Source organism: Nocardia sp. NPDC058176, from assembly GCF_042883805.1.
Taxonomy (GTDB): domain Bacteria; phylum Actinomycetota; class Actinomycetes; order Mycobacteriales; family Mycobacteriaceae; genus Nocardia.
This window is the reverse complement of the sequence record NZ_JBHVVA010000001.1, coordinates 1,892,515-1,911,688: the sequence shown is the minus strand read 5'-3', so window position 1 is coordinate 1,911,688 and position 19,174 is coordinate 1,892,515. Positions and strand designations below refer to the sequence as shown.

Below are 19,174 nucleotides of genomic sequence, written 5' to 3'. Positions count from 1 at the left end.
AGGAGAGACTCATGACAACCCAGACCACGCGCGAGGTCGAGCACACCATTTCCGTGGCGGCCCCGCCCAGCGAGGTGTATCGCCTGCTGGCCGAGGTGGAGAACTGGCCGCGGCTGTTCCCGCCGTCGGTGTACGTGACCCGGCTCGAACACGAGGGCAACGAGGAGCGCATCCAGATCTGGGCCACCGCCAACGGCGAGGCGAAGAACTGGATCTCGCGCCGCGTCCTCGACCCCGAGGCGCTGCGCATCACCTTCTGGCAGGAGGTGTCCGCACCGCCGGTGGCGCACATGAGCGGCACCTGGATCATCGAACCGAGCGCCGCGGGCACCGAACTGCGGCTCTTGCACTCCTACCGCGCCATCGACGACGATCCCGACGGGCTGGCCTGGATCGAGAAGGCCGTCGACGACAACAGCAAGGCCGAACTGCCGGGCCTGAAGGCGGCCGTGGAGTCGGCGGTGCGCACGGCCGACCTGACGCTGTCGTTCACCGACACGATCGAGATCGCCGGTGCGGCAGGCGATGTCTACGACTTCGTCAACGAGGCGAACCTGTGGACCGAACGGCTCCCGCACGTGGCCACGGTGCGCCTGACCGAGGACACCCCCGGCGTGCAGGTCCTGCGCATGGACACGCGCACCAAGGACGGCTCGACCCACACCACCGAATCGGTCCGGGTCTGCTTCCCGCGGCACAAGATCGCCTACAAGCAGACCACCCTGCCCGCGCTGATGTCGCTGCACACCGGCTACTGGGAGTTCGAGCAGAATCCCGACGGCACGACGACCGCGTCCTCCCAGCACACGGTGATCATCAAGGCGGAGCGCATCACCGAGATCCTCGGCCCCGACGCCGGTGTCCCGGAGGCGCGAACCTTCCTGCGCGAGGCCCTCGGCGGCAACAGCCGGGCCACGCTGACCCACGCCAAGAACTATGCCGAAGCCAAACGATGACTGCGATGTCCTGATCGTCGGCGCCGGACCGGTCGGGCTGCTCCTCGCCGGCGACCTGGCCACCGCCGGACTCCGCGTGACGGTGCTGGAACAGCTTCGCGCCCCCACCACCGAATCGCGGGCCTCCACCCTGCACGCCCGCACCATGGACGTGCTCGCCGAACGAGGCATCCTCGACCGGCTCGGCGACCTCCCCGACGGTGGGCCGGGCCACTTCGGCGGTCTGCGCCTCGACCTCACCGCCGCCGACCCGGGCCACCGGTTCGCGGGCCAGTGGAAATGCCCGCAGATCCGGCTCGAGGCGGTGCTGCAGGATCGGGCGCTCGAGGCGGGCGCGATCGTTCGACGCGGACATCGGGTCACCGCCCTGGCCGACAACGGTCAGGGCGTCCGGGTCGAGACGATCACCGAAGACGGTGTGCGGCAAGAGCATCGGACCGCCTACCTCGTCGGCTGCGACGGTGAGCGCAGTACGGTCCGCGACCTGGCCGGATTCGAGTTGGCGGGCACGGCCGCCACCCGCGAGATGCTGCGAGCCGATGTGGCCGGGATCGACATCCCGGCCCGCCGGTTCGAACGGCTCGAGCACGGGCTGGCGGTGTCCTCACGCTGGCCCGACGGCAGCACGCGAGTGATGGTGCACGTCTACGGCGCCGAACCCCGTGGCCCGTCGCCCGAACTCGGCGGTGCGGGCGGAGTCTCCAGCGGTGCGGGCCGCGGACCGGCGTTCGGAGAGATCACCGCGGCTTGGGGACGGGTGACGGGGGAGTCGATAGGCCATGGAACACCGCTGTGGCGCAATGCCTTCGATGACACCAGCCAGCAGGTCACCCGGTACCGGCGCGGGCGGGTCGTGCTGGCGGGTGACGCCGCGCATCGGCAGATGCCGGTGGGTGGCCAAGCCCTCAACCTGGGGCTACAGGATGCCGCCGACCTGTCGGGTCGGCTGATCGCCCAGCTCATCGGCATTGGCGAAGCCGACCTCGACAACTACCACCGCACCCGCCACCCCGTCGGCGCCCGCACCCTGACGAACATCCGCGCCCAGACCCTGCTGCTGCTCGGCGGTCCCGAGGTGGAACCGGCCCGGCAGTTGTTCACCGAACTGCTCGACCTCGGCGATGTCCGCGCCCACCTGGCCCGCATGATCAGCGGCCTGCCCGACCCCGGCGACCCAGCCGGGCAGCCGTACCTCGCGGCGGCACAACCACATCCATCGGCCCACCGACCACACCCATCGAAGGAGACCCTCATGAGCCTGACCACCAAGACCGCCCTGGTCACCGGATCCAGCCGCGGCATCGGCCGCGCCACCGCCCGTCAGCTCGCCGCCAAGGGCACCCTCGTCGCGGTGCACTACGCCGACAACGAGGAAGCGGCCCGCGAAACAGTCGAGTCCATCGAAAACGACGGTGGCCGAGCCTTTCCCGTCCGCGCCGAGCTCGGTGCCGCGGGTGGTGTACACGAACTGTTCCTCGGGCTCGAACAGGGCCTCAAGGAACGCACCGGCCAGACCACCCTCGACATCCTGATCAACAACGCGGGCGTCACCACCCCGGCCGGCGTCGCCCCGGAAGACGTGACACCCGAGGACTTCGACCGCCTCTTCGCCGTGAACGTCAAGGCGCCGTTCTTCATCGTCCAGCGTGCCCTCGACCTGCTGCCCGAGGGCGGCCGCATCATCAACATCTCCTCCGGCCTCACCCGCTTCGCCAGCCCGGATCAGGTCGCCTACTCGATGACCAAGGGCGCGGTGGAACAGATCACCCTGCACTTCGCCCGCCACCTCGCCCCGCGCGGCATCACCGTCAACAGTGTGGCGCCCGGCATCACCAACAACGGCAGCGCCGTGTTCGACATCCCCGAGGCCGTCGAGCAGATGGCCCAGTTCTCGGCCTTCAAGCGGGTCGGCGAGGCGGTCGACGTGGCCGATGTCGTCACCTTCCTCGCCACCGACGAGGCCCGCTGGATCACCGGCGCGTTCATCGACGCGACCGGCGGGACCCTGCTCGGCTGACCCACGGCCCCGGCCGACGACCTCAGGAGATCCGATGACGACAGTGCACGAACCCACCGCCGGGTACACCGAACGGCTCGACGAACTCGACGCGATCAAACGCGCCGCGCGCCTCGGCCCCGACCCGGCGGCCACCGAACGCCAGCACGCCAAGGGCAAACTCACCGCCCGCGAACGCATCGACCTGCTCCTCGACCCCGGTTCCTTCGTCGAGGTGGAACCGCTGCGCCGCCACCGCGCCACCGGCTTCGGCCTGGAGGCCCGGCGGCCCTACACCGACGGCGTGATCACCGGCTGGGGCACCGTCGACGCCCGCACGGTCTTCGTCTACGCCAGCGACTTCCGCATCTTCGGCGGCGCGCTCGGCGAGGCCCATGCCCAGAAGATCCACAAGATCATGGACATGGCCATCGGCGCGGGCGCACCGCTGGTCTCGCTCAACGACGGTGCGGGCGCCCGCATCCAGGAGGGCGTGTCCGCGCTGGCCGGTTACGGCGGGATCTTCCGCCGCAACACCAGGGCCTCGGGCGTGATCCCGCAGATCAGCGTGATGCTGGGACCGTGCGCGGGTGGCGCGGCCTACTCGCCGGCGCTCACCGATTTCGTGTTCGTCGTACGCGACATCGCCCAGATGTTCATCACCGGACCCGATGTCGTGCGCACCGTGACCGGCGAAGAGGTCACCCATGACGAACTCGGCGGCGCCGACGTGCACGCCTCGGTCTCCGGTGTCGCGCACTTCGTCTACGACGACGAGGAATCGTGCCTGTCCGAGGTGCGAGTGCTGCTGTCCATGCTGCCCGCCAACAACCGCGAACTGCCACCGGTCGCGTTCACCACCGATCCCGCCGACCGGCAGAACGAGGCACTCACCGGCCTCGTTCCCCTGGATGGCAACCGGCCCTACGACATTCGCGATGTGCTCGCCGAAATCGTCGACGACGGCGACTATTTCGAGGTTCAAGCGACCTGGGCCGCGAACCTGGTGTGCGCGCTGGCCCGCCTCGACGGCCAGGTGGTCGGCGTGGTGGCCAGCCAGCCGATGAGCTTGGCCGGGGTTCTCGACATCGACGCCAGCGAGAAGGGCGCCCGCTTCGTCCAGTTCTGCGACGCGTTCAACATCGCCCTGCTCACCCTGGTCGACGTGCCCGGCTTCCTGCCCGGTGTCGATCAGGAACACGCGGGCATCATCCGGCGCGGCGCCAAACTGCTCTACGCCTACTGCAACGCCACCGTGCCCCGCATCTCGCTGGTACTGCGCAAGTCCTACGGTGGCGCCTACATCGTGATGGACTCGCTGTCCATCGGCACCGACCTCGCCCTGGCCTGGCCGACCAACGAGATCGCGGTCATGGGTGCCGAAGCCGCCGCCGACGTGGTGTTCCGCCGCGAGATCGCCGCCGCCGAGGATCCCGCCGCCACCAGGGACCGCAAGATCGCCGAATATCGCGACGAGCTCGTGCATCCCTACTACGCCGCCGAACGCGGTCTCGTCGACGACGTGATCGACCCCCGCGACACCCGCGGCGTTCTCATCCGCGCCTTCGCCATGCTCGCGGGCAAGGACACCGATCTGCCGCGCCGCAAGCACGGGAACCCACCGCAATGAGCGCCGAACACCCGGCCCCCTTCCTGCGCGTCGAGAAAGGCCACGCCGACCCGGACGAACTCGGCGCGCTCACCGTCCTGTTGCTCGCCCGGCACCAAGCCGCCGAACCATCGACCCCCGCCAGGCCCGCCGCCCGCTGGCGCCGCCTGGAACGCCGACCCGCCTTCACCGACCCCCGCGCGTGGACCAGCACCACCCGCTGACGAACGGAGCCCCCATGGACGTCGGACTGCTCTTCGACCTGCGCAACCCGGCCCAGTGGCACCGGCCGTGGGCCGACCACTACGCCCGCACCCTCGAATTCTGTGAGGAGGCCGACCGGCGCGGCGCGGGCGGGGTCTGGTTCACCGAGCACCACCTCTTCGACGACGGCTACCTGCCGCAACCGCTCACCTTCGCCGCCGCCGCGGCGGCGCGGACCAAGCGGGTGCGCATCGGCACCGCGGTGGTCCTGCCCGCGCTGCGCAAGCCCGCCCAGCTCGCCGAGGAGGCGGCCCTGGTCGACCTGATCAGCGGCGGCCGCCTCGAACTCGGCCTCGGCGCGGGCTACCGCCTGCCCGAATATCAGCTCTTCGACACCGATTTCGGCCGCCGCTTCGCCCGCACCGGTGACACCATCGCCGAAGTCCAGCGGCTGTGGGCCACCGGCGGTATCACCCCCGGCCCGATCCAGGATCCGGTGCCGGTGTGGGGCGGGTTCTACGGTCCGCGCGGTGCCCGGCTGGCGGGCCGGCTCGGCATCGGCTTCCTGCACATCTCGCGCACGCTGTTCCCGATCTATCGCGAGGGCCTGATCGAAGGCGGCCACGACCCCGAGACCGCACGCGTCTCCGATCTGCTGCCGATCCTGCTCGCCGACGATCCCGAGGCCGCCTGGGAACGGGTCGGCCCGCACCTGGCCCACCAGATGAACTCCTACCGGCAACTCTCCGTCGAAGGCACCGACGCGCCCGTGCCACCCGCCCTCGAACTCGACCAGCTGCGCCAGCGCCCCGAGGACGGCTCGTTCGGCCTGCTCGAAATCCTCACTCCCGAACAGGCCGCCGTCCGCATCCACGAACGCGTGGCCGGACTGCCGGTGCGGCACTTGATCTTCTGGGCCAGCATCGCCGGCATGCCCGACGATCTGGTGACCCGCCACATCGAGCTGGTCAGCGAGCAGCTGCCGCCCTTGCTGGACAAGCGGTTCCAGTCCGTCGGTGCCGGTGGGCATCGATCCGGCGGCGATGCCATCGCGGCGCGCAACGGTCATGGCTGACACGCGATCGGCGCCGGCCTGGGGTCGACGGCGGTGGATTCTGCTGCTCGTCCTGTCGGGCAACATGATCCTCGACGCCATCGAAGGATCCATCCTGGTGCCCGCGCTGGGCGTGCTCACCACCGAGCTGCACCGGTCGGTGTGGGAAACCCAATGGTTGCTCGGCGGTTTCGCGGCGGGCTTCGCCGCATTGCTGCTGGCCGGGCCCGCGCTGGCCGCCCGGTTCGGGCGCAGGCGCGTCTACCTCGTCGCCATGGCCCTGTTCGCGCTCGCGTCGGTGATCGGCGGTCTCACCGACGATCTGGCGATCCTGGTCGCCACCCGCGTCGTGAAGGGCGCCGCCGCCGCGCTCACCGCACCCGCCGGGCTCGCGGTGATCGCCGCGGAGTTTCCGGCCGGTGCCCAGCAGCGCCGCGCGATCTCGGTGTACGCCATGTTCGGCGCCGCCGGATTCACCACCGGCCTGCTGCTCTCGGGGTGGCTCGCCGCGCTGAACTGGCACCTGCTGTTCGTGTTCCCCGCGCCGATCGCCTTCGCGCTGCTCGTCGCCGCGTGGCGGGTGATCCCCGATCCGCCGGTGGCCGCACCGCCACGCCTGTCGAAACCGTTGCTGCGCAATGGTTCTCTGGTGCGGTCCGCACTCGGGGCGGGGGCACTCAACGGTGGCTATCTCGCGCTGCTGGTGGTGATCGCGGTGCAACTGCACGAGGTGCTCGGGTGGGCGCCGTGGCAGATCGCCGTCGGTCTGCTGCCCGCGAGTCTGCCGCTGGCACTGTCGGTTCCGTTCGCGGGACGGTTCGTGGAGCGATACGGTACCGCGCGGCTGATCCTCGCCGGTGCGGTGGCGACCCTTGCCGGGCACCTGCTGCTGTTCGCCCGCCCCGAGATCCGCGCCTACGGGACCGATGTGTTGCCGGTGTTGCTCCTGATCGAAGCCGGTTTCGTGCTGTCGTTCGCGGCGCTGAACATGCAGTCGACCGCGACCGTGCCCGCCGAACTGCGCGGCATCGCGGTGCCGCTGTATCAAACCGGCGTCCAGTTCGGGGCGGCGCTCGTCCTGCCGGTCACCGTTGGGGTGGCAGTCGTTTTCGACGCCTACCGTCCCGCGGCCGCGGTGATCGCGCTGGCCGGGCTGCTCGCGGTGGCCGCGGCGAGCATCGAACTCCGCGCCTCGACCCGACCGGCATCCGCTCCCGTGAAATCCCTGCCATGACAACAACAGTCACCCCAGGAGGTCACCATCATGACCGTTGACGCCATCGCCCGCGCACAGCCGGGCACGCCGACCACCACCCGGACCGTGGCACTGTTCCCCGGCCAGGGCTCCCAACGCCCGGGCATGGCCGCCTGGATCACCGAACATCCGGCCGCCGAAGCGGTGTTCCGGCGCGCCGACGACATCCTCGGCCTCCCACTGACCAGGCTGTGTGTCGACGGCACCGCCGAGGAACTCCGGGCCACCGATGTCACCCAGCCCGCCATCGTGGCCACCAGCCTCGCCCTGCACGCCGTCCGCGCCGAACAGGGCCTGCTCCCGGCTGCCGTCGCAGGCCACAGCCTGGGCGAATTCACCGCCCTCGCCGTCGCCGGAGTATTCGACGAGGAAGCGGTCCTGCGTCTGGTCCGCCGCCGCGGCGAGCTCATGGCCGAGGTGTCGGGCCGCTACGACGGCGCGATGAGCGCGATCATCGGCCTCCCCGCCGAGCAGGTCGACACCCTCTGCGCCCAGGTCGACTCCGGCGTGGTCGGCGTGGCCAACTACAACCAGCCCACCCAGACCGTCGTCTCCGGCGACACCACCGCTGTCGCCGCCCTCGAAGACCTCGCCCGCACCGCAGGAGCCGCAAAGGTCGTGCGGCTCAAAGTATCCGGCGCCTTCCACTCCCCGCTGATGGCCGACATCGCCGACGAGTTCGGCGCCGAACTCGACCGCTACGCCCTGCGCCCACCGCGGATCCCGATCCTCAGCGCAGTCACCGCCGACTACGTCACCGAACCCGCCGACATCCGCACCCTCCTGCGCGGCCAGCTCCTCGCCCCGGTTCGCTGGGTCGACACCATCCGCCGGGCCGTGTCCGACGGCTACGAAGACCTCCTGGAACTCGGCCCGGGCCAGGTCCTCACCGGCTTCTCGCGCCGCATCGCCCCCGACACCCCCTCGACGGCCGTCTCAGCGCCCGCACCGGCCCGCGGGTGACCTGCCGCCGGCCGGCATCGGGTCGGTCGGGAGATGCGCCGCCGCCGACTTCCGGTCGACCGCAGTCGAATCCGTCTACCCTGGGTATCGGGAGGCGAGAAGACGCGCGGGGGGAAACATGCCGGGTGACGAGCCGTTGCTGGCGGCGCGGCAGCGGATTGCCTGGCACGCGGTGTTGATCGTCGCGTCGGCACCGTCGATCGTATTGAGCGGATCGTTGCTGGTCGGCCCGGTGTCGCGGTGGTGGTCGCCGTGGGCGGGGGTGGTCGTCGCGGTGATCTGGGTCGGATCCGGTCCGATCGTCCTGTATCGGTCCAGGCGCGCCGAACGGCGTTATGCGAGCAGCTCCGCCGCCGTCGGGGCCGCCACCATGCCCGTGGCGACCGCGCGGGTGCGCACCGCCTGGAAATACGTCGCTCTCGGTGCGGGCGTGCCGCGGTCGACGTGCACGATCCGGGTGGTCGAGGGTAAAACCTTCTCCGCGTCCCATTTCTCCGACCGGCACATCGAGATCAGCCGGCACACCGTGAACGTGCTCACCGCACGGCAGCTCGAAGCGATCGTCGCCCATGAATTCGGTCATCACCTCCAGCGTTCCGCCGTGCTCCGGGAACTCCTCACCTGGTACCGGCGGCTGTTCGACACGATGGGGATCATGGCGTACCGGCCGTCGGTAAGGCTGGTCCGCGCGCTGAATGCCACGTCCCGGCCCGGGGAGGAGGCCCTACTGTTCGTCGGCGGCATCGTCGCCTGGCTCGGTGCGGGCTCCGCGATCCTGGTCGGCCTGTGGCTGCTGCTCGGCCCGTGGGCGGTGCTGCTCGCGCTCGCCGGCATCCCGTGGCAGGGCGTTCTGGTGCAGCGCCGGGCGTGGTGGTGTGAATTCCACGCCGACCGAGTGGCGGTCGACCTCGGCTACGCGCGATACCTGCGGGAGGCGTTGACGATCGCCGAGACGGAGTGCGTGGGCACCGGCGATTTCGTGCCCGCCTGGCTGCAGTCCCACCCGGGCAACGAACGCCGTTTCGCCGCCATGGACAGCGCGCAGCGACGATGGACGGCTCCGGGGTCCTGATCCGACCGGAACCCGTCCTCAAAGATCCAGTTCGAGGGTGGGGGAGTGGGCTCGGGATGAGCAGGTGGTGAACATGCCGTCGGCGCGTTCGCTGTCGGTGAGAACGTCGTCGCGGTGGTCGGGGTCGCCCGCGAGCACCCGTACGACGCATTCGCCGCAGATGCCCTGCTGGCAGGAGTAGGGGGCGTCGACGCCGTTGTCCAGGAGGACGTCGAGGATGCTGCTGTCCGCCGGGACGGCGTATTCGGCGCCGGTGGAGGCGAGGCGGACGGTGAATTCGCCGGTGGCCGTGGGGGAGTCCGCGAGGCCGGTGCCGAACCGTTCGGTGTGCAGGGCGGTGCGCGGCCAGCCCAGCGCCTCGGCCTTGCCCAGCACGTAGTCCATGAATCCGTCGGGTCCGCAGACATAGATCGCGGTGTCGGGTCGCGGATCGCCCAGATCGCGGGCGATGTCGAGTTGCCGCCCGGGCGCCTCGTCGTCGAAATGCAGCGTGACGCGGGGGTTCGCGACCAGTTCGTCGAGAAACGCGGCGCGGGAACGGGTTCGGGCGCTGTAGTGCAGGACGTGATCGGCACCCGCCCGCTCCAGCTCACCGAGCATGGCGAACAGGGGCGTGATCCCGATACCACCCGCGACCAGGATGTGACTGCGGGCTTCGGCGAGCGGAAAGTCATTGCGCGGATCACTGATTCGCACGTGGTCGCCCACCGCGAGTGCGTGCATCGCCCGCGATCCACCTCGCGAATTCGGCACGGCCAGCACCGCCAGCCGATACCGCCCCGGTTCAGGGGGCCCGCACAGCGAGTACTGGCGAACCGGCCCTGAACCGACTTGCACGTCGATATGGGCACCGGCGGTATGGGCCGGGAACTCGCTCCCGGTCGCGGGCCCGAGTTCGAGCACCGCGATGTCCGGGGTGGCGAGCACGCGGGCGAGCACCACCGCGTCTGTCCAGGTCACGGTCGTGGTCCCGGTCAGACGGCGGCCGTTGGCACCGCCGCCGCGGGCGCGGTCTCATCCGCCGTCTCGGTGAGGGTGAACAACCCGGCCTGGGTGTGCCGCGGCGGCTCCTCGACCAGGCTCACACCTTGCGGATCACGACCGGCCTCGACATCGTCGATCATGGTCCGCAGCAGGCGACGCAGCAGCACCACACCGCGATCCGTGGTCGCCAGGGTCTCCTCGGAGTGCAGGGCGACCGGGCCCTGCGAGGTCATCACCTCACCGTCACCCGGAAAACGTTGCCGCTCTTCCTCACTGAGTTCCCACGCGTTCTTCCCGTTCTGGGTGATCCCGAACAGGAACCGCTGCACCCGGGCGGGGTCGCTCGCCCGGATGGAGAAGAACGCGCGATGACGGGTGTCGTCGATCGGCACCGCCCAGATCACCATGTCGGCCTTGGTGTCCGGGGCCAGCTCCACCCAGTCCGGCAGCACGGTGGCGTTGGGCAGGTGCAGTTCGGCGCCCCACACCCGCTCGGGCCGCACACCGTCGACCTCCTTGTCGCGGAAGCGCACACCGTACTTGGCGCCGAAGTCGGTGCGGTCGTAGCTGACCCGGCCCGGCAGGGTGTACGGATCGAAGAAGTCCGCGGGGAAGCCGGTCGTCCCGGCACCGAGGAACTGGAAGCCGCTGTGCTGGGAGTGCAGCCAGTTGATGTGCACGGGATCGATCGTGTTCTCGTAGATCAGCAGCCAGGAGAAGTCCTGTTCCGCACCGGTCACCGACAGCCCCGGGAACGGCCACTCCGCGAAGTACCGCTCACCCTCGTCGAGGTCTTCCAGGACGTCGTAGCGCGGCAACACCGGCTTGCGATCGGGCGGACCCAGGTAGACGAACACCAGTCCGTAGCGCTCCTCGACCGGATACCACGGCTGTCGCGCGGCATCGCGCCGCCTGCCACGATCGGGTTCGCACGCCTGCTCGAGGCAGCGGCCCTGCACGTCGAACTTCCAGCCGTGATACCCGCAGCGCAGGCCGTCGTCTTCGATCCGGCCGAAGAACAGGCTCGCACCCCGGTGCGCGCACCGCTCGAACACCACCCCCGCCCGGCCCTGCCCGTCCCGGAAGACCACCAGATCCTCGCCCAGGATGCGGGTGCGGTGCGGCAGGTCGGCGGTGAGCGTCGCCGAGGTGGCGATGGGATGCCAGTACCGCCGCAGCGCCTCACCCATCGGTGTGCCGGGGCCGACCTCGGTCAGGCGCGCGTCGTAGGTCGGCGCCGCGCGGCCGTACCCGGTGCCGGTGTCCACAGTCGATTGTTCGGTCATGTCGATCCCCTCTGCATGGGAAGGCGATGGCTATCGGAGCGCGTCGATGATCGGGGCGAAGGCCTCCATCTCGGGTTCGAGCACCGTGTAGTAGGTCAGGCCGAGCGTCTTGCGCCGCTCGCGCAGGATGTCGGCGCTCTCCTCCGGTGTGCCGAACAGCAGCGACGGCAGCTCGGCGAGCTCGGCGGGATCGAGGTCGAGGCGGTTCTGCCAGACATCGGTGACGCCGTCGGTCGCGCCCTTGGGCAGCACCCGGTGGATCGGAATGTTGAACTCCACCTGGTCGATCCGCTCGCCCAACAGACCGCGCACGTACTCGATACGGTCGGTGACCTCGGCGAGGCCGCCCAGTTTCAGCCCGTCGCCGTCACGGACCTCGGTGGTCCCGGTGAAGGCGATGATATCGGCCTCGGCGGCCGCCAGCTTCAGCACCCTGGCGCCGCGCCCGGCAATGAGGATCGGCGGTCCCGCGGGCTGCTCGAACCGGGCGTACTGCTCGAGTTCGGCTGTCGGCTTGCGGAACTCGGCCACGGTGCGCTCGAGCTGGGTCACCCGCTCGCCCGCGCTGGGAAACGGGAGCCCGGCCGCGTCGAACTGCGACCGGTCGTAGCCGGCACCGAGCCCGAGTTCGACCCGGCCGCCGGAATACCGGTCGACCGTGGCGATGTCGCGTGCGAGCACGGTGGGGTTGTAGAAGGCGGTGTTGAACACCAGCGTGCCGATCCGGATGCGCTCGGTGGCCTCGGCGGCCAGCAGCAGCGTGGGGATCGGGGCCGGCATGCCGAGGTGATCCGACACCGAGATGACGTCGTAGCCGAGTTCCTCGGCCGCGCGCACCTTGGCCACCCACTCGGCGCGGGTCGACGGGGTGAAGACGCAGAGGCCGAAGCGGAACGGCCGGTCGTGCAGGGAAGTCATGACGCTCCTCGCGGATTCACTCGTCGGCGATGTTGTCGGCGATCTTGGCCAGCACGGCGTTGGCGGCGAGGAACTCCTCCTCGGTGATTCCGCGCAGCGACTCGGCCGCGTGCGCGTTCACCAGTTCCTCGGCGCGCTCGTGCGCTGCCAGGCCCAGTGCGGTCAGGCGCACCTGCTCGCCGTCGACCTCGACCCAGCCCCGCCCGGCGAAGTCGTCGACGATCGGCCGGTAGGTCTGCTCTCCGTCGGAGATCAGGAACGGCGCGAACGCCTCGTCGATATCGGCGACGGTGTCCAGCCCGATCTGCAGGGCGTGCAGGACCTGCCAGTGCCTGCGGGTGAGCTCCTGCTCGCGCAGCAGCGCCCCGGTGGCGGCGTCGAACTGCTGGTGCAGATGCAGCAGCCAGTAGCCGATGCGCTTGGTGGTGTTCTTCTGGAGCATGCCGAGCCTCTCTGTTCGTCGAACCGCCGCTACTGCTGCCAGCCCCGCGCGTACGGGATGACCCAGTACAGGTCCAGCTCGATCCGCGCGAACAGCCACCGGCCGTCCTCCCGGACGTAGTTGTCGGTGAATTTGCCCGCGACGAAGGAACTCTCGGTGTCGAAGACGACCTTCTCCTCGAAGAACGACACCCCCGTCGCCCGCTCGCCGAGGATCTCCACGTCGTGCCCGTGCAGGAACTGCTTGACCAGTACCTGCCCCGCCGTGCTGTTGTCCTCGATGAGCTGCGGCAACCCGGCGAAGTACGCGCTGATGGCCGCGCGGCCCTGTGCCTGACCGAGGTGGCGGTAGTCGAGGAAGGCGTCCTCGCTGAACAGCTCACCGACCTGATCCCAGCGCCCGTCGTTGATGTAGCGAGGCAGATTGTGGCGCAGCACATTGAGTTCGCGCACGGCCTCGAGCGTCTCGACACGTTCGGTGAGCAGCTTGACCTGTTCGACCAATTCCAGGACTTCCGACATCGCCGCGACACCTTTCGTTGCACGATCCGGAGCAGACAGTGCCCGCGGCACACAGGCCGAGCGGGTGGCTCCAGGAAACCTCGGCGGCATCGTTCGTGCGCCGGGCTGAAACCACCTTCGCACGCGTTCCATGGGGTCACAAGGACGAGCGGGAAAACCTACGGGCGGTCCTCAGGTTTCGGGTTCGGTACCCGCAGGATTACGTCGCGAAGGAATTCGCGCTCGAAATGTTCGCGGAACATGGGTGACAGTTTCCGAAATTGTCACCGCAGTCGGCGGAACACAATGTCACCGATGTCTCCGAACAAACGAAACAATTCTTCGTCAGCGACCTCGCGCACAACGCGGCGGGCCGGACTCGGAAGGAGTCCGGCCCGCGTGCGGAGTGCGGTCTTCGATTCAGGCCGGGCCGTGGCCCGCCGCGACCCGGCCGGCGACATGGCGCACATCGCGGTGCGAGATCAACCACTCACCCTCGTACTGCTCGAACTCGTCCTGCACCAGACCGATCACGACCCAGTCCGCCGGCCTGCCCACATCGGTCGCCGCCGTGCTCGAAAACCAGTGCCACACTGTGGCATAGGCTGTGAGCAGCGGTTTCCCGTCGGTCCACTCGATGGTGGCCTGCCCGATCACGTGCGCCACCAGCGAACGCTGCGACTTCGGCACCCGGCTCATGTGATCGGTGAACGAGTCGCGCCCGTGGAACAGCACCGGCGGCCCCGGCATGATCCGGTACTCGATCAGCGCGTCGGGGGTGAAGCACTCGTTGAAACGTTCACTCTCCTGTGTGTCCGCGATTCGGAAGAATTTGTAGAACGTTCGGAAGATCGCGCGCTCGGCCTCGATCGTGGCGAGCAGAGTATCGGTTGATCCGGTCACGTCGGTCCTTTCTCCGCCGGGCGATGACCTATCGCGCAGCGCGTCGTACAGCGACACCTTGTGAAGCTAGCACGCGCCCGCGGAACACCCATTGCCGTACCGGAATAACGGCACGACCGGCAATTTATTGCGCGATGATCGGAATTGTTGACCGGCCAATTCGGACCCGATGGCCAGTCACAGTCGCGCCGCGATCTCCTTGGCCGTCTTCTTGGCCGATCCCGGATTCTGTCCGGTCACCAGATTGCCGTCCACCACCGCGTAGGGGACGAACGGCAGCGTGGTCTTCTCGTAGCGCGCGCCCCGCTTCTTCGCCTCAGCTTCGGCGTTGTAGGGCACGAGCTTGTCGACCCGGGCGAGAACCTCTTCCTGCCAGGCGAATCCGGTGAGCTTGCGCCCCTCGACGAGGTAGGTGCCGTCGGAGAGTTTCGTGTTGAGCAGGCCGCAGTAGCCATGGCACACCGAGGCGACGATCCCGCCGCGCTCGAAGATCTCCCTGCTGATGCGTTGCAGACCTTCGCTGTCGGGGAAGTCGTACATGACCGCGTGCCCGCCGGTGAAGTAGATGGCGTCGTAGTCGGCCGAGTCGATGTCCGCGGGTGCGGCGGTGTTCGCCAGCAACGCCATCCGGGCCGGATCGCCGTGCCAGGCCTTGGCGGACTTGTCGTAGGTGGGGAACTTCAGCGAGCGCGGTTCCAGCGGCGTGGGTCCACCGGCCGGGCTGACGAGGGTCTGCTCGAATCCGTGCTCGGCGAACACATCCCACGCGTGGGTGAGTTCGGACAGCCACAGGCCCGTGGGATGGGACGGGTCGTCGTAGTGACCGACATTGGTGACGACGATCAAGATGCGCTTGGTCATGCGTGATCTTCCTCCAGTGTGCGTCGCCTGTCAGGACCGGTCGAGCTCGCGTACCACCGGAGCCAGCTCGCGGGCGGCATCGTCGTCGAGGACGATATAGGAGATGCCGAACTCCGCACGCAGCGCGCGCAACTGATCGGCGACACGATCGGGTTCACCGATGAGCAGATTCGGCGCGCCCGCGGGGATCGGCGGACCGATCGTGCTCGTCGGGGTGCTGAAGCGCAGTGCGCGTTCGATCCGTGAGTTCCGTTCGCCCGCTGCCCTGTCGAGCCAGCCGACCTGCCGGGCGAGGTGTTCCCGGGAGAACGTGCTGAACGCGATGGTGTCGGCCTCGGCCGCGGCGAGCTCGGTCGCCCGGCGCCCGCCCGCGGCCAGCAGCAGCGGCACCTTGCGCGGCGGCGGTGGGAGCAGCACGGCCGACCCGACGCGGTCACCACGGAACAGGGCATTGATGATGCCGACGGATTCCGCGAGCCGCTCGAACCGGATCGCCGGCGACTCGACCGCGATGCCGAGATCCGCATAGCCGCTGCCGGTATTGCCCGCACCGAGCCCGAGCCGAAAACGACCACCCGACAACAGATCCAGCGTCGCCGCCTCCCTGGCGAGCACCACGGGATTGCGGAAGTCGTTGGCCAGCACCCAGGTGCCGACCTCGAGCGTGGTGGTCGCTGCGGCCGCGAGCGCCAGTGCCGTCAGCGGCGCGGGGACCGGGGCGCGCAGGTCCGGCACCAGCAGTGCCGAGAATCCGGTGTCCTCGGCCCATCGGGCGGTCTCGGTCCACGCCTTCGCGTCGGAAGCGGAAACGGTGACCAGTCCGAAGCGAAACGGGTGGGGGCTCAAGGCGTCTCCGGGGGCTCGTAGGCGCGCAGGAAAGTATCGACGGCCGCCGTGGCGACGGCGCGCATCTCGGCGGTGGTGACCTTGCGGGTGCCCAGCCGGGTGCGGCCCTCCATCGGGCCGGTGATCAAGACCAGGAACTGCTCCGCGGCGGTCGCCGGATCGCACGGGCGCAGGCGGCCCGACAGCGACAGGCGCGCCAACCGGTCGGCCAGTGCCTCGCCGAGTTGGTCCGAGGTGCGGCTCACCACGACATCGATCAGATCCGGGAACTGGGCGACCGTTCCGTAGGTCAGCCACCGCAGCGAGCGGGACTGTTCGGTACAGCACGATCGGATCAACCGATACGCCACATCGTCGAGCGCGGCCCGCAGATCATCGCCCGGTGTGCGCAGCCGCTCCACCACGGCGAGGTTCTCGGCGAGCACCGCGTCGCTGGCGGCCGTGATCGCGTGCCGGAACAGGGTTTCCTTGTCGTTGAGGTGGTTGTAGATGGTCGGCTTGGCGACCCCGGCCTCCTCGGCGACCTCCTGCACCCCCGCCTGCGCGTAGCCGCGGCGCGCAAACACGACGAAGGCCGCGTCGAGGATGGCCTGGCGCTTGTCGATGCGCCCGCGCGAGGTGGTCGGTCCGGTCGGCGTCGTCACTGGAGTCACTCCCGCAGTCTAGCGGAAGCGTGCCGCGATATTGCCTGGTCGGTTCAGTTCGGTGAACTCGGGTTGATATGTCCTCAGGTGAACATTAGAGTGAACCGGCGAGTTCAAATCAGGCAGTTCCAGTTTCGGGAGACTTGATGACACAACCCCTGGACAACCGGCTCGATCCGGCCCTGCGGCGGATGATCGGCGTGGTCCTGCTCGGCGGGATCATGGGCATCCTCGACGGATCCATGGCCGCGGTCGCGGTGGACACGCTCTCGGCCAGATTCGACACCTCGATCGCCACGGTCGGCTGGGTGTCGACCGGCTACCTGCTGGCACTGACGCTGACCATTCCGGTCGGCGCGTGGGCGGTCGACCGGTTCGGCGGGCGCACCCTGTGGCTGTCGGGCCTGGTGGTCTTCCTGCTCGGCTCGATCGGTTCCGGTCTGGCCTGGTCCATCGACAGCCTGATCGTGTTCCGGGTGATCCAGGGCATCGGCGCCGGCATCCTCGACCCGCTGATGCTCACCCTGCTGGCGCGCGCGGCCGGGCCGAACCGGATGGGCCGGGTGATGGGCGTGATGGGCATCGTCGGCTCGACCGGCCCGATCCTCGGCCCGATCGTCGGCGGGCTCATCCTGAGCAGCTTCGACTGGCGCTGGATGTTCCTGATCAATGTGCCGATCGCGATCGTGGCGTTCGTGCTGGCCCGGCGGACGCTGCCCGCCGATCCGGAGCAGGGGTCCGGGGTGCGTCTCGACATCATCGGTGTCGCGTTGATCGGTCCCGGTGTCGCCATCGGTGTGCTCGCCCTGGCCGAGGTCGGGCATCGCGGAACCTTCGCGACAGTGCACGTGCTGCTCCCGCTGGCCGCCGCCGTCGGGTTGCTGGCCGCGTACACCGCGCACGCGCTGCGGCGCCGCGCGACACCGCCGCTGATCAATGTGCGGTTGTTCGCCCGGAAGAACTTCACCGCGAGCGTGGTCGCCGCGGCCCTGCTCGGGCTGGTCAGCTTCGCCAGCATCTTCGCGATTCCGCTGTACTACCAGCAGGTTCGGGGATTCGACGCGTTCGAGGCCGGGCTCCTGCTCGCGCCCTTCGGTCTCGGCTCGGCGTTCGCGATGCCGTTGGCGGGCAGGCTGTCCGATCAGCTCGGCTCCCGCAGGCTGGCGCTGATCGGCGCGAGTATCGCGCTGTTCGCCTCGCTGGTGTTCACCCAGTTCGACGCGAACACCCACCTGGGGTGGACGGCGCTGGCCGCGATCGTCCTCGGCATCGGTACCGGGTCGGCGGGCGCGCCGGTGATCGGCTCGGTCTACCGGACCCTGCCCTCGGAGCTGGTGCCCCAGGGCAGCTCGGTGCTGTACATGCTCAACCAGCTCGGTGCCGCGCTCGGCATCGCGATGGTCGCGCTGATCATGGCGACCACGACCGGCGCGCAGCTGGGCTTCCAGCAGGCGTATCTGTGGATCGCGGGCAGTGCGGTGGTGATGATCGTGGCCGCCTCGTTCATCCCCGGCAAACCCGCCGCCCCCGCGGACCCGGACGCTCCCGCCCCGGTCACCGATCGCGCCGACGCGGTCTGACCATGACCGTGCACCCCGAACAGTGGCTCGAGATCCTGCAGGCGCCGGCCCGCCATCGCCTGACCGTCACCGAGGTCTGCCGCCGCTACCAGGTCTCCCGCAAGACCTACTACAGCTACCTCGCCCGCTACCAGGCCCACGGAGAGGAGGGCCTGGCACCGCGCTCGCGGCGACCACACCACGTCCCCGGTCGCTCACCCGCGGAGGTCGAGGCAGCGGTGGTGCGGATCCGGCGCGCCCGCCCCCAGTGGGGCGCCCGCCGGATCCGCACCGAACTGCTGCGCGACACCACCACCCACGTCCCCGCGATCTCCACCGTCCACGCCATCCTCCGCCGCCACGACCTGATCGGCGGGGCGTGACCGCACCGATCCGATTCGATCCCCACCTCGGTTGGGTGGAGCGGCGGGTCCTCGCCGCCGCTTCCATCGCGGTGGTCGAGAAACGATCCCGGCCACCGTTCAGTGCTGGATCGAACCGGTGACGGGCACGGAAGCCGTATGTCCGGTTGCCGGAAGGGTTTTCGCGAGGGTCAGGCCGATGTCGACCAGGCCTGATCGGCGGAGGTGGGTGACGTCGGGGAGCGGGGTCCAGATCGGCTCGGTGGTGGCGCCGTTGGGCTCGGGACGTAGCTGACCGCCGGTGATGCGGACCTGATAGAAGATGCCGATGTTCTGGTGCTCGGACCCGGCGTACGCCTCGGTTGCGGGGATCACCCGGGAGTCCACGCCGAGCAGGCGCTCGACGGTGCCCTGGTAGCCGGTTTCCTCGTCGAGTTCGCGGGTCACCGTGTCGAATGGGTCCTCGGCGTGTTCGACCCCGCCGCCGGGCAGTGTCCAGAGCGGCTCGCCGACGGGTGGGACGTGGCGGACGAGCAGAACCTGTTCGGCGTCGAGACACACCGCATAAGCCGCCAACCGAAAACTCATCCCCATCACCTCGTGCACACCCTAGCTCGACCCTGCTTCGCGTCGCATCGAGACGGTCGCTGGTTCAGGAGGCGCGTTTTCGCTACAGGGATCCCGTAGCCGCACGGTCTGGGTCGGGTGGTGTGGGTGGCACACGATGAAAGTCGGTGGCTCCGGTGGTGGGGCGCTGTCG

The 19,174-nt window shown here is 69.4% G+C and carries 20 protein-coding genes; 10 read left to right on the top strand and 10 right to left on the bottom strand.

The annotated features are described in order from the left end of the window. Window positions 1-11: 11 nt before the first annotated feature. The 8 genes from ACFVVM_RS08975 to ACFVVM_RS08940 all read left to right on the top strand — a co-directional run bounded on the left by ACFVVM_RS08975 (window position 12) and on the right by ACFVVM_RS08940 (window position 9,109). Window positions 12-956, top strand: a complete 945-nt coding sequence (locus ACFVVM_RS08975; protein ID WP_387615042.1) for an aromatase/cyclase — start codon at window positions 12-14, stop codon at window positions 954-956. Beyond that, entirely contained in the window at window positions 937-2,973 is a 2,037-nt protein-coding gene (locus tag ACFVVM_RS08970) for an SDR family oxidoreductase (RefSeq protein WP_387615039.1), read from the top strand. Before ACFVVM_RS08975 ends, ACFVVM_RS08970 begins: the two co-directional genes overlap by 20 nt. Before the next feature lie 34 nt (window positions 2,974-3,007). Continuing rightward, entirely contained in the window at window positions 3,008-4,582 is a 1,575-nt protein-coding gene (locus tag ACFVVM_RS08965; protein WP_387615036.1) for an acyl-CoA carboxylase subunit beta, read from the top strand. Beyond that, the gene (locus ACFVVM_RS08960) at window positions 4,579-4,785 is read left to right on the top strand and encodes an acyl-CoA carboxylase subunit epsilon (RefSeq protein WP_387615033.1); all 207 of its coding nucleotides are present in this window, start codon (window positions 4,579-4,581) and stop codon (window positions 4,783-4,785) included. The genes ACFVVM_RS08965 and ACFVVM_RS08960 overlap by 4 nt, the downstream gene beginning before the upstream one ends. 14 nt (window positions 4,786-4,799) lie before the next feature. After that, on the top strand, window positions 4,800-5,840 hold the full coding sequence (locus ACFVVM_RS08955; RefSeq protein ID WP_387615030.1) for an LLM class flavin-dependent oxidoreductase: 1,041 nt from the start codon (window positions 4,800-4,802) through the stop codon (window positions 5,838-5,840). Then, window positions 5,833-7,053, top strand: a complete 1,221-nt coding sequence (locus ACFVVM_RS08950; protein WP_387615027.1) for an MFS transporter — start codon at window positions 5,833-5,835, stop codon at window positions 7,051-7,053. Before ACFVVM_RS08955 ends, ACFVVM_RS08950 begins: the two co-directional genes overlap by 8 nt. A 30-nt stretch (window positions 7,054-7,083) precedes the next feature. Further along, a complete protein-coding gene (gene fabD / locus ACFVVM_RS08945; RefSeq protein ID WP_387615024.1) occupies window positions 7,084-8,037 on the top strand; it encodes an ACP S-malonyltransferase in 954 nt (317 codons plus the stop codon). A 118-nt stretch (window positions 8,038-8,155) separates the two neighbouring features. Next, complete coding sequence (locus ACFVVM_RS08940; RefSeq protein WP_387615021.1) at window positions 8,156-9,109, top strand: M48 family metalloprotease; 954 nt, start codon at window positions 8,156-8,158, stop codon at window positions 9,107-9,109. A gap of 18 nt (window positions 9,110-9,127) precedes the next feature. Here the strand turns inward: ACFVVM_RS08940 and ACFVVM_RS08935 are convergent, their stop codons facing one another. The 9 genes from ACFVVM_RS08935 to ACFVVM_RS08895 all read right to left on the bottom strand — a co-directional run bounded on the left by ACFVVM_RS08935 (window position 9,128) and on the right by ACFVVM_RS08895 (window position 16,502). Next, entirely contained in the window at window positions 9,128-10,069 is a 942-nt protein-coding gene (locus tag ACFVVM_RS08935) for a PDR/VanB family oxidoreductase (protein WP_387615018.1), read from the bottom strand. A 14-nt stretch (window positions 10,070-10,083) separates the two neighbouring features. Further along, the gene (locus ACFVVM_RS08930; protein ID WP_387615015.1) at window positions 10,084-11,379 is read right to left on the bottom strand and encodes a Rieske 2Fe-2S domain-containing protein; all 1,296 of its coding nucleotides are present in this window, start codon (window positions 11,377-11,379) and stop codon (window positions 10,084-10,086) included. Between the two features lie 30 nt (window positions 11,380-11,409). Then, window positions 11,410-12,297, bottom strand: a complete 888-nt coding sequence (locus ACFVVM_RS08925) for a TIGR03621 family F420-dependent LLM class oxidoreductase (RefSeq protein ID WP_387615012.1) — start codon at window positions 12,295-12,297, stop codon at window positions 11,410-11,412. A gap of 16 nt (window positions 12,298-12,313) precedes the next feature. Then, a complete protein-coding gene (locus tag ACFVVM_RS08920) occupies window positions 12,314-12,739 on the bottom strand; it encodes a hypothetical protein (protein WP_387615009.1) in 426 nt (141 codons plus the stop codon). 29 nt (window positions 12,740-12,768) lie between these two features. Then, a complete protein-coding gene (locus ACFVVM_RS08915; protein WP_387615006.1) occupies window positions 12,769-13,260 on the bottom strand; it encodes a nuclear transport factor 2 family protein in 492 nt (163 codons plus the stop codon). A 399-nt stretch (window positions 13,261-13,659) separates the two neighbouring features. After that, window positions 13,660-14,142: a nuclear transport factor 2 family protein gene (locus ACFVVM_RS08910; protein ID WP_387615004.1), complete on the bottom strand. Its 483-nt coding sequence runs from the start codon at window positions 14,140-14,142 to the stop codon at window positions 13,660-13,662. A 177-nt stretch (window positions 14,143-14,319) separates the two neighbouring features. After that, window positions 14,320-15,003 carry a type 1 glutamine amidotransferase domain-containing protein gene (locus tag ACFVVM_RS08905; protein ID WP_387615002.1) on the bottom strand — a complete coding sequence of 228 codons (684 nt, stop codon included), beginning with the start codon at window positions 15,001-15,003 and terminating at the stop codon, window positions 14,320-14,322. A gap of 30 nt (window positions 15,004-15,033) precedes the next feature. Then, on the bottom strand, window positions 15,034-15,849 hold the full coding sequence (locus ACFVVM_RS08900) for an LLM class flavin-dependent oxidoreductase (RefSeq protein WP_387614999.1): 816 nt from the start codon (window positions 15,847-15,849) through the stop codon (window positions 15,034-15,036). Then, window positions 15,846-16,502 (bottom strand): TetR/AcrR family transcriptional regulator, encoded by a 657-nt coding sequence (locus tag ACFVVM_RS08895; protein WP_387614996.1) that lies wholly within the window; start codon window positions 16,500-16,502, stop codon window positions 15,846-15,848. The genes ACFVVM_RS08900 and ACFVVM_RS08895 overlap by 4 nt, the downstream gene beginning before the upstream one ends. A 137-nt stretch (window positions 16,503-16,639) precedes the next feature. On the opposite strand from ACFVVM_RS08895, the gene ACFVVM_RS08890 reads away from it, so the two are divergent. Further along, window positions 16,640-18,073 (top strand): MDR family MFS transporter, encoded by a 1,434-nt coding sequence (locus ACFVVM_RS08890; RefSeq protein WP_387614993.1) that lies wholly within the window; start codon window positions 16,640-16,642, stop codon window positions 18,071-18,073. Window positions 18,074-18,075: 2 nt separating this feature from the next. Further along, entirely contained in the window at window positions 18,076-18,435 is a 360-nt protein-coding gene (locus ACFVVM_RS08885) for a helix-turn-helix domain-containing protein (protein ID WP_387614991.1), read from the top strand. A 99-nt stretch (window positions 18,436-18,534) separates the two neighbouring features. Here the strand turns inward: ACFVVM_RS08885 and ACFVVM_RS08880 are convergent, their stop codons facing one another. After that, window positions 18,535-19,002 carry an NUDIX hydrolase gene (locus ACFVVM_RS08880; RefSeq protein WP_387614989.1) on the bottom strand — a complete coding sequence of 156 codons (468 nt, stop codon included), beginning with the start codon at window positions 19,000-19,002 and terminating at the stop codon, window positions 18,535-18,537. Between the last annotated feature and the right edge of the window lie 172 nt (window positions 19,003-19,174).